Raw genomic sequence first — 9,835 nt, 5'->3', positions numbered from 1 at the left:
GTTTGGATAGTCTAATACTATATTAGCCTTGAACAGCACAACAGAGCCCGTACAATCTTTAGTTCCCATGGATTAAGCACAAGTATGTCAAAAAGAGTAAGGAAAAAATGAAATATTTCAACGAATAATGATACACATTTTGACATACAGAATACGGTTTGTTTCCTGATGTGTCATAAAGCATGCTTTTTGACAGTGTTCAGAATTATGCTTACTCTTTGCAGCTAAAGATGCTGTGGATGAACTGCGTGATCTTGAATTCGGATAGGTACCTTTTTCGCTTGTTTCGGCAAGGCTTTAGTAGATGATTCGATTGACTAGAAAAATACATCAAATATTGGAGGCAGCCAAACGAACGTAACTTCTACTAACCATTCCGACACAGTAGTTATCTCTGAATACCACTATACACAAAGGGCAGAATATACATGTTCATGTAACTGGAAGGAGGTCGTTACATAATGGATAGGCAAACACTGGCTGCACATGAATCACTTGAAATCCATGAAGCACTCAACTTCAAGACACTCTGCCTTGCCAAGTCTAAATTGATGCAAGGCATTGTATTCGATCAGGATCTAAAAGCATTGATGCAAAAAGACGTAGAACAAACTACGCAAGCAATTGCTGAGCTACAGGCAGTCTATCAGAAAGCTCCATTCCAAGCCCCGGTTCCGCAAAATCGCCCTACTCCTATATTGAATTGAAGGTGATACTCGAATGAATAACGATTATCAAGATCCGATTAATGCGTTACACATGCCGGAGATGGCTGATATGACGTTTGCCATGGATTTCCTCGTCCGTTCCAAAGAGGGCGTCCGAAACACGGCAATCGCCCTGACAGAAACAGTATCCCCTGAGGCTAGAGCGGTACTTCGCAAGCAGCTCCACCAAGGGATCGCTATCCATCAAGAAATTGCTGAGCTCATGATTAGTAAAAAATGGTTCCACCCTTACGAACTCAATGAACAATATCAATTGGACCAGCTTTCGGCCTTGAACACCATCCAAATTGGACAAATGAAGCTTTTCCCTGAGGATACCTCGCGCAAAGGCATGTTCGATCGGACGCCAGATGAACAATAATATTGGAGGAACAATGGATGAAAGCTGTTACATATCAGGGCATTAAGAACGTCGTGGTAAAAGAAGTTCCAGATCCAAAGATCGAGAAACCCGACGATATGATTATCAAGCTGACCAGCACAGCAATTTGCGGATCTGACCTGCATTTAATCCACGGAATGATTCCGAATTTGCAAGAAGACTATATCATCGGCCATGAACCAATGGGTATTGTTGAAGAGGTTGGCCCGGGCGTAACCAAGCTGAAAAAGGGAGATCGCGTCATTATTCCATTCAATATTGCCTGCGGGGAGTGCTTCTACTGCAAGAACCAGTTAGAAAGCCAATGCGATAATTCAAATGAGAATGGGGATATGGGTGCTTACTTCGGCTATTCAGGCACGACTGGCGGTTATCCTGGAGGACAAGCCGAGTATTTACGGGTGCCCTTCGCAAATTTCACCCATTTCAAGCTCCCTGAAAACTGCGAAGTGGAAGACGAAAAGCTGTGTCTGATCGCCGATGCCATGACGACCGCTTACTGGAGCGTTGATAATGCCGGTGTGAAAAACGGAGATACAGTCATTGTTTTGGGCTGCGGTCCAGTGGGACTTCTTGCACAAAAGTTTTGCTGGCTGAAGGGCGCAAAACGTGTAATCGCGGTCGACTATGTCGATTACCGCTTGCAGCATGCAAAGCGTACGAACAATGTGGAAATCGTAAACTTTGAGCAAGAGAAAAATATTGGAAGCTATCTGAAGGAAATGACAAAGGGTGGCGCTGATGTTGTCATCGACGCTGTTGGTATGGACGGGAAAATGTCCGATTTGGAGTTTCTCGCGAGTGGCCTAAAACTGCAAGGGGGCGCAATGGGTGCGGTGGTTATCGCTTCTCAAGCCGTGCGGAAGGCTGGCACGATTCAAATTACCGGTGTCTACGGAGGACGATATAATGCGTTTCCTCTTGGCGACATCATGCAACGCAATGTCAATATTCGTTCGGGACAAGCCCCAGTCATCCACTACATGCCGTATATGTACGAACTCGTGACGTCAGGCAAAGTGGATCCCGGCGACATCATCACCCACGTTATCCCTTTGAGCGACGCGAAGCGCGGATACGAAGTGTTCGATACGAAGACGGACAACTGCATCAAAGTTGTTCTAAAGCCTTAACTAGATCGTGGAAAGGGAGGCTGTCCTTCGATGGCATATGGATTGCACGAACAGCTGGAGGTTCATGAGATTGCTGCTTTTAAAACCATTTGCTTGACCAAATCCAAGACCATGCAAGCATTGGTTGCGGACGAAGCGTTAAAACAAATTTTAGCCGATGATGTTCATGTATCTACTAGACAGCTTCAGGAGCTGAGCTCGTTGCTAACAAATGCAGCTACATAGGAGGTGGAAGACAAGATATGGCTGGTATTCTTCAAGATATGATCGGCATGGGTGGCATGACGGATCAAGTAGTGGCAATGGACTTGCTAATCTCAGCCAAGAGTGGTGTGAGAAATTACGCCATGGCTCTAACCGAAACAGGCACTCCGGAAATAAAAGCTACGCTTACCAAACAATTGGAAGAAGCGATTGATTTGCACGAAAAAATTAGTACGTACATGATCGAGCAGGGCTGGTACCACCCTTGGAATGTTAACGAGCAGATTAAGTTGGATCAACAGAATATCCAAACAGCGTTGAATTTGCCATAAAGCACCCTTCGAAGTGTGCTTTTTCTCACAAGAAGACCAGCATGGGCGTCATTTCTACGGTGGAAGCTGGAAGGGGGGACCCGGAAAACATCCAGGTAAAAAAATGATTCCGGCTTCATTTTATGAGACAGTAATATCCTTTTTATTTCCTCACGCTGTGAAAATGTTAGAGACGCCATGGGCGTCTTTTTTCATTATCGCTGATAATCAAAAAAACAACCGAATGTACCTTCTGTCGCGTGATCGTGAAGGGCCATAGAGTTAGTACTTCTTACTGTGAATGACATAGATTCATCTATTCTCGCTAATTCATTTTGAAGTATTTCAAGATCATCTAAATCCATTTCACATTTTTGTACGACCTTATTCCAAACTTGCAAAGTATCTTACCAATTAAGTAAATTGAACTAATAACAAATAACATCGGCAATAATGACTATATGGCTCAATCAACGTAACATACGATTCTTGTTTTTACATGGGGTTACGATGTGTTTCGTAGATCAACCGTATATAGATATTTTGAAACCAGGGGAGGATTAACATTGAAGGTTTTAGTAGTAGAAGATGACAAGACCATTGCAGATGGTTTGCACTATTCGCTTTCCAGTGAGGGTTATGAAGTCGTTCTTTGTGAAGGGAAACAAACTGCAATTGAAACAATCAAGCAACAACGTTTTGATATTTATTTACTGGATTTAACTTTGCCAGATGGTAATGGCTATGAGATTTGCGAATATGTAAAAGAAAATCAGGAGGCACCTGTCATCTTCTTGACGGCGTGTGATGATGAAATCAATGTGGTTCGGGGGTTAGATATGGGAGCAGACGACTATATCACAAAGCCGTTTCGTATTCGGGAGCTGATTAGCCGAATGAAGTCATCCCTTAGGCACTATCAAAAAGACCATACCCCGACTGACAAAGTGAAGATTGGAAATGTTGTCGTAAATACGAAACTGGCTAAAGTGTACAAAGGAACCGAGGAAGTGATGCTGACTGCTTTAGAATACCGTTTACTGTTGGCATTTATAAATAATAGAGGGCAAGTTCTGTCCAGAAATCAGTTGTTAGAGGGCATTTGGGATCTAGATGGTAACTTTATCAATGACAATACCCTTTCTGTCTACATTAAGCGGCTTCGAGAAAAGTTGGAGGATGATAGCCAGAATCCCAAAGTGATAGAAACCGTACGCGGACTTGGCTATCGAATGAGTGGAAGTCATGCTTAAAAACAAAGAAATACGGAAGTTATGTATGTATAGCGTGCTTATTTCCATCATGGGGATCACAATTCTTTGGATAATCGATTGGAGAGCGGGGATTGTGGCGATTGCCATGGTATTTCTGCTCCTTTCCTGTTTTTTTCTGTTTACCCGCAAACGCTATCAGGACATCAGTAAGCTTGCTTATTATTTGGCTTCTGTCTATTCAGGCCAACCCACGATGGATATTAGGGATAACGTTGAGGGTGAATTGAGCATTCTGAAAAATGATATTTATAAAGTCACATTAACGTTGTCTGAGCAGTCTACTCTTCTGAAAAAGGACAAACAATACTTGGCAGATACTCTTTCGAACATCTCCCATCAACTAAAAACGCCACTTGCCTCCATGTTTGTCATGGCTGATTTGTTAAACAACCCGAGTCTGCCAAAAGACAAGAGGGAGGAGTTCTTAGGCAAGATTATCAATCAGCTAAAGCGTATTGAATGGCTCGTGACTTCATTGCTCAAGCTGTCCAAAATCGATGTGCAGAGCGTTATTTTCAAGAAGGAATCCGTATCTGTCAAGAAAATGATAAACAAGGCATTAGAACCACTCCTTGTCCCCATGGAATTAAAAAATCAGGAGCTTTCTTTTTCCTGTAAAGAAGACCTTTTCGTGTATGGAGATGAAAACTGGACGGTAGAAGCCATTTTGAACGTAATTAAAAACGGGATTGAGCATACACCGGTTGGGGGACATATTGCTATTTCGTGTGAGGAAACAGCATTGTATACACAAATTGTCATTGCCGACAGTGGTGAGGGGATTAGCCCGGAAGATGCTCCACACATTTTTGAACGATTTTATAAAGGGAAGAATGCTGGAGCGGATAGTATTGGAATAGGGCTAGCAATGTCAAAAACAATCTTGCAAAGTCAAAACGCCGATGTGTTTATGGAAAGCCAGATTGGTGTAGGCACAGCATTCAAAATCAAATTCTACAAGCAAATGATGTAGATGACAAAATTGTAAGATTGAATGTCACCGACGAGACATCTTTGGCAGCTATTCTATACGTAATAACGAATCTAGGAGGTTCATGATGGAGATTTTGCGAGTAGAGAACCTGTCAAAGACGTACGGTGATGGTGAAACAGCTGTTACTGCACTGAACGATATCTCATTTTCCGTACAAAAAGGGGAGTTTGTGGCGATCATTGGACCATCTGGTTCAGGGAAGTCTACCCTTCTACATATTCTGGGGGGCGTTGATACACCCACATCCGGTAAGGTGATTGTTGACCAGACAGATATGTACGCGATGAATGAAACGGCACTGGCCATCTTCAGACGCAGACAGATTGGGCTTATCTATCAATTCTACAATCTGATCCCTGTCCTTAATGTAGAGGAAAATATTACCCTACCATTGCTATTGGACGGTAGAGAAGTAAATCAAGATATCTTTTCCGATATCGTAGAGACTCTAGGTCTTCAACAGCGATTAAAGCATCTGCCAAACCAGCTTTCTGGAGGACAGCAGCAGCGTGCGTCCATTGGCCGTGCATTGATTAGCAGTCCCGCCATTGTATTGGCTGACGAGCCTACGGGAAATCTAGACAGCAAAAACAGTGCTGAGATTGTGAAGCTCTTGAAAAAACTACACAAAGAGCGGCATCAAACCCTGATTGTTATTACACATGACGAAAACATTGCCTTACAAGCAGACCGTATTATCGGCATTCAGGATGGCAGGATTTCTAGAGATGAGGTGATCAGGCGATGAATATCGTAAATCAGCTCACGTTACGCTATATGAAGCAGAATAAGAGCCGTACTCTTGTTACAATCATTGGGGTTATCATTTCTGTCGCAATGCTTACAGCAGTATTTTCGATTAGTAGTTCTTTCATGGATATGATGCAGAGAAACACGATTGCCTACACTGGTAAATGGCAGGCAGCTTTTTTCGATGTTACAGGAGAAGATGTTGCGGTTATTACAAATACAGAAGCAATTGAAAGATACGACATTGACCAGGAACTCGGATTTGCACGACTTTCTAACTCTGCAAACAGGGCTAAGCCTTATTTGTATATTACTGGACACAGTAATCATGATGTAATAGGGATCAGCCCAATTGATGGGCGTTTGCCTCAGAATGAAAATGAACTGGCACTTTCATCACAGTTTCTTCAAACTGCCGGTGTTAGCTGGAAGGTTGGAGATGTAGTCACATTAGATTTTGGTAAACGTAGCTTGAATAAAGATGGTACGAGCGAGATGTTGGGGAACAATGATGCCTACCAATCAAAGGAAGTCTTTACGCCTACAAAGACGAAAACATACACCATTACCGGGATTGTTCAAGCACCAGCTAGAGAGCAGGATGCAATGGCTGCATACCGTGCATTTAGTGGTCTTTCAGAGGGTGCCTTGGAGGAGGGTTTTCCCTACACGGTAAGAGTTGAATATAAGGATTTTAAAGGTTTAGGGAATGACATTTATGAAACGAGTGACACGATCGCTAGTAAGGTGAGCGGAGTAAATAATCAAGGTAAATCTAATGGAGTAAAAATCAAGTACAACCGGGATCTTTTGCTTTATTCAGGGATTTCGAGTGATTCCCGCTTTCTTAACACCATGTATCTGGCAGTCCTTACCGTTGGAAGTATCATTCTGATTGGATCTTTCTCACTCATCTACAACGCGTTTTCGATCTCGCTTTCAGAGCGTAGTCGCACTTTAGGGATGTTATCTAGCGTAGGGGCAACCAAACAGCAAAAAAGGGCTTCTGTATTTTTTGAAGCTGCTGTGATCGGGGTCATAGCGATTCCAGCTGGGTTGTTTTTCGGGTCCATTGGTATTGGGGTTACTCTCCATTTGCTTAGTCCATTCATTCAAAAAATGTTTGTCGTTAGTGAACCGATGCGATTGGTGATAGAGCCGTACAGTATGATTGCTGTCATTTTATTTTCCATTTTGACGCTGCTCGTTTCTGCATGGTTTCCAGCAGTGAGGGCATCGAGAATTACACCGATAACTGCGATCCGCCAGACAAAGGATATCGAAATAAAAGGAAAAGATGTACGTACATCCAAAATGACCCGTAAGTTGTTTGGATATGAAGCGGAACTAGGATTAAAAAATCTGAAAAGGAATAAACACCACTATCGCTCAACTGTCTTTTCTCTTGCGATCAGTGTAATTTTGTACCTTGCAGCTTCTTCCTTTTCGTTGTATATGGATAAGTCCTATAATATGGCACAAGCACCGCTACCATATGATCTGTCCGTATACGCAAGGGGAGCCGATTGGGAAAGGGTACGTTCATTAACAAATGATTTGATGTCTGTCCAAAACGCAACAACAAAAGTGAAGACTCAACTTCTTTATAATGATCTATACCTCAACGAAAACGAGGTTACCACAGACATCTCCAGTCGCCATACTCTTAATCCAGATGGGAAATACAACATGTCTGCAAAGCTTGTTTCTCTTGATGAGGCTTCTTTTGCAGCGTACCTGCAATCCGCGGGGATTGATGCAAAGAAATGGGAAGGTGACGAGATTTCCGCCATACTTGTCAATCAGATCACCTTGAAGGAAAAACATAATTTTACAGATATCACTCAACTAACCGTACAAGAGGGATCAGAAATACCTCTCACTATGATTGAAGGAGCTAAAGTCCGAATTGCTTCTATCACGGATAAACGTCCACCTTTTATGCTACGATACGAGGAAGATGTTTCTAGCGTGACATTTGTCGTTTCTGAACGAGACTTTGACAAGCTACGAGAACTAGGTAACGATATGCTGACTGAGCAAATTTTCAGCGAGGTTGAATTTACAACAGGGCAGTCTGCGGCATTGGAAAATGAAATAAACCCAATTATTAACAGATATCCAGATGTATATGTCTATACGACCAATCTGATTGCGGAGCGTCAGGATGCACTGAATCGCGCCACAGTCACATCCGTATTCCTTTATGGGTTTGTGGTTCTCATCGGACTCATTTGCATGGCAAATATTATCAACACGATTTCGACAGGGATGGCCTTGAGAAAACGTGAGTTTGCGATGTTGGCTTCCATTGGCATGACACCAGAGGGCATGAAGAAAATGCTACGCTTCGAAGGATTCTTTTATGGAATGAAGTCGCTTATTTACGGTTTACCGATTAGTTTATGCGTGATGTTTTTCATCTACATGAGCCTTAGCCGTAATTTTGAATTTGCTTTTACGTTGCCTTGGGCGAATCTCATCCTTGCAGGGATAGGTGTGTTTTTCATTGTGGGTACATCCATCCTCTATGCGACTAGAAAATATAAAGAACAGAGTATCGTGGAATCCCTGAAGAACGAAAATATCTAATGTAGCGGGTAATTTTGGGACTAGCGAAGAATGGTTATTCAAGCCATAAAAAAGAAGGATAAAAATCACAACGATTTTCATCCTTCTTTTTGCTATTTTAATGATTTTTAACTACTTCTTGTCCCCGCACATTCCACGTAAGAGCAAAAACAAGAGCAGCCAATGCGCACGAAGCCGTCAGCAACATAAATCCTGCATCCCAGCCGGAGGCATCAACGATAACCCCCATCAATGCATTCGCTGTGACTGTACCGCCCAGGTAACCAAACAGACCCGTCAGCCCTGCAGCGGTTCCGGCAGCTTTTTTCGGAACAAAATCAAGGGCTTGCAAACCAATCAGCATGACTGGACCGTAAATCAGGAAACCGATAGCGATCAGGCAAATCATATCGACCACGGAATTTCCAGGTGGGTTGAACCAGTAGACCAGAACAGCGATCAATACGCCGAGCATAAAGACAAACCCAGCGGGTCCACGGCGGCCCTTGAACAATTTATCGGACAGCCAGCCGCACAGGAGCGTTCCCGGGATACCTGCCCATTCGTACAGGAAGTAGGCAACGCTCGACTTGCTCATATCAAAGCCTTTTTCTTCACTCAAATAGGTCGGCGCCCAGTCGAGAACACCGTAACGGACGAAGTAGACGAAAATGTTGGCAATCGCGATTGCCCAAACCCATTTGTTGTTTAACACATATTTGAAAAGGATTTCTTTTGTGGAGAATTCTGTTTCAAACGTTTTCTTCTCCTTGTTTGGATAGTCATTGCGATATTCTTCAATAGGCGGCAGGCCGACTGACTGCGGCGTATCGCGAATTAAGAAATACGTAATGAATCCAAAGACAATGGCAACCAGAGCAGGCAGGACAAACACGCCTTCATACCCGGAAGAGGTATAACCCGAAAGTCCGGTGAACATTGCTACACCTGCAACAGCGAGGGGGGCCATCAAGCCTCCACCAACGTTATGGGCTACATTCCAAATGGCTGTTTTATTTCCTCTTTCACTTACACTAAACCAGTGTACGAGAACACGCCCGGATGGAGGCCAGCCCATTCCCTGGAACCAACCGTTCAGGAACAGCATCACAAACATGATCGAGACGGATGAAGTGAAGTAAGGAACAACGCCCATCAGCAAACTAATAAGTGCAGAAAGAATTAAACCGGCAGGCAAGAACATTCGCGGGTTGCTTCGGTCTGAAAAAATGGCCATTACAAACTTGCTGATCCCGTAGGAAATCGAAATGGCGGATAACGCAAAGCCGAGCTCTGATCTTGTAAATCCTTCTTTAATCAAATAAGGCATGGCGAGCGAGAAGTTTTTGCGGATGAGATAGTACGCCGCATAACCGATGAAGATTCCGAGAAACACCTGAAGCCTGAGCTTTTTATACTCAGAATCAATTTGTTCGTCAGGCAATCTGTCAATCGGCGGTGCAGGCTTAAACAGCTTGAGCATCTTAT

At 43.3% G+C, this 9,835-nt stretch carries 10 protein-coding genes; 9 read left to right on the top strand and 1 reads right to left on the bottom strand.

Annotated features, from left to right (window positions below; translation table 11 throughout):
* Positions 1–461 precede the first annotated feature (461 nt).
* The 9 genes from HPY28_RS27240 (at position 462) to HPY28_RS27200 (ending at position 8,368) form a co-directional block, all read left to right on the top strand.
* The gene (locus HPY28_RS27240) at positions 462–707 is read left to right on the top strand and encodes a hypothetical protein (RefSeq protein ID WP_017247078.1); all 246 of its coding nucleotides are present in this window, start codon (positions 462–464) and stop codon (positions 705–707) included.
* 13 nt (positions 708–720) lie between these two features.
* Positions 721–1,089: a spore coat protein gene (locus HPY28_RS27235; RefSeq protein WP_017247079.1), complete on the top strand. Its 369-nt coding sequence runs from the start codon at positions 721–723 to the stop codon at positions 1,087–1,089.
* 17 nt (positions 1,090–1,106) lie between these two features.
* The gene (locus HPY28_RS27230) at positions 1,107–2,243 is read left to right on the top strand and encodes a zinc-dependent alcohol dehydrogenase (protein WP_017247080.1); all 1,137 of its coding nucleotides are present in this window, start codon (positions 1,107–1,109) and stop codon (positions 2,241–2,243) included.
* A 30-nt stretch (positions 2,244–2,273) separates the two neighbouring features.
* A complete protein-coding gene (locus HPY28_RS27225; protein WP_017247081.1) occupies positions 2,274–2,468 on the top strand; it encodes a hypothetical protein in 195 nt (64 codons plus the stop codon).
* A 17-nt stretch (positions 2,469–2,485) separates the two neighbouring features.
* Positions 2,486–2,779, top strand: a complete 294-nt coding sequence (locus tag HPY28_RS27220; protein ID WP_017247082.1) for a spore coat protein — start codon at positions 2,486–2,488, stop codon at positions 2,777–2,779.
* A 545-nt stretch (positions 2,780–3,324) separates the two neighbouring features.
* On the top strand, positions 3,325–4,011 hold the full coding sequence (locus HPY28_RS27215) for a response regulator transcription factor (RefSeq protein WP_017247084.1): 687 nt from the start codon (positions 3,325–3,327) through the stop codon (positions 4,009–4,011).
* Positions 4,004–5,005: a sensor histidine kinase gene (locus HPY28_RS27210; RefSeq protein WP_174231788.1), complete on the top strand. Its 1,002-nt coding sequence runs from the start codon at positions 4,004–4,006 to the stop codon at positions 5,003–5,005. The genes HPY28_RS27215 and HPY28_RS27210 overlap by 8 nt, the downstream gene beginning before the upstream one ends.
* An 85-nt stretch (positions 5,006–5,090) precedes the next feature.
* Entirely contained in the window at positions 5,091–5,774 is a 684-nt protein-coding gene (locus tag HPY28_RS27205; RefSeq protein WP_017247086.1) for an ABC transporter ATP-binding protein, read from the top strand.
* Entirely contained in the window at positions 5,771–8,368 is a 2,598-nt protein-coding gene (locus HPY28_RS27200) for an ABC transporter permease (protein ID WP_174231787.1), read from the top strand. Before HPY28_RS27205 ends, HPY28_RS27200 begins: the two co-directional genes overlap by 4 nt.
* Positions 8,369–8,465: 97 nt before the next feature.
* On the opposite strand, the gene glpT is transcribed toward HPY28_RS27200, so the two are convergent.
* Positions 8,466–9,830, bottom strand: a complete 1,365-nt coding sequence (gene glpT, locus HPY28_RS27195; protein ID WP_017247088.1) for a glycerol-3-phosphate transporter — start codon at positions 9,828–9,830, stop codon at positions 8,466–8,468.
* Positions 9,831–9,835: the final 5 nt, after the last annotated feature.

This window comes from Brevibacillus sp. HB1.2 (assembly GCF_013332495.1).
GTDB classification, from domain to species: domain Bacteria; phylum Bacillota; class Bacilli; order Brevibacillales; family Brevibacillaceae; genus Brevibacillus; species Brevibacillus porteri.
Note: the sequence above shows the minus strand (reverse complement) of the source record. Positions and strands in the feature narration are given on the sequence as shown.

Bases quoted from the DNA above. Each gene is read 5' to 3' on its own strand.
- HPY28_RS27240 (WP_017247078.1), top strand. From the start codon at position 462: ATGGATAGGCAAACACTGGCTGCACATGAATCACTTGAAATCCATGAA.
- HPY28_RS27235 (WP_017247079.1), top strand. From the start codon at position 721: ATGAATAACGATTATCAAGATCCGATTAATGCGTTACACATGCCGGAG.
- HPY28_RS27230 (WP_017247080.1), top strand. From the start codon at position 1,107: ATGAAAGCTGTTACATATCAGGGCATTAAGAACGTCGTGGTAAAAGAA.
- HPY28_RS27225 (WP_017247081.1), top strand. From the start codon at position 2,274: ATGGCATATGGATTGCACGAACAGCTGGAGGTTCATGAGATTGCTGCT.
- HPY28_RS27220 (WP_017247082.1), top strand. From the start codon at position 2,486: ATGGCTGGTATTCTTCAAGATATGATCGGCATGGGTGGCATGACGGAT.
- HPY28_RS27210 (WP_174231788.1), top strand. From the start codon at position 4,004: ATGCTTAAAAACAAAGAAATACGGAAGTTATGTATGTATAGCGTGCTT.
- HPY28_RS27205 (WP_017247086.1), top strand. From the start codon at position 5,091: ATGGAGATTTTGCGAGTAGAGAACCTGTCAAAGACGTACGGTGATGGT.
- HPY28_RS27200 (WP_174231787.1), top strand. From the start codon at position 5,771: ATGAATATCGTAAATCAGCTCACGTTACGCTATATGAAGCAGAATAAG.
- glpT (WP_017247088.1), bottom strand. From the start codon at position 9,830: ATGCTCAAGCTGTTTAAGCCTGCACCGCCGATTGACAGATTGCCTGAC.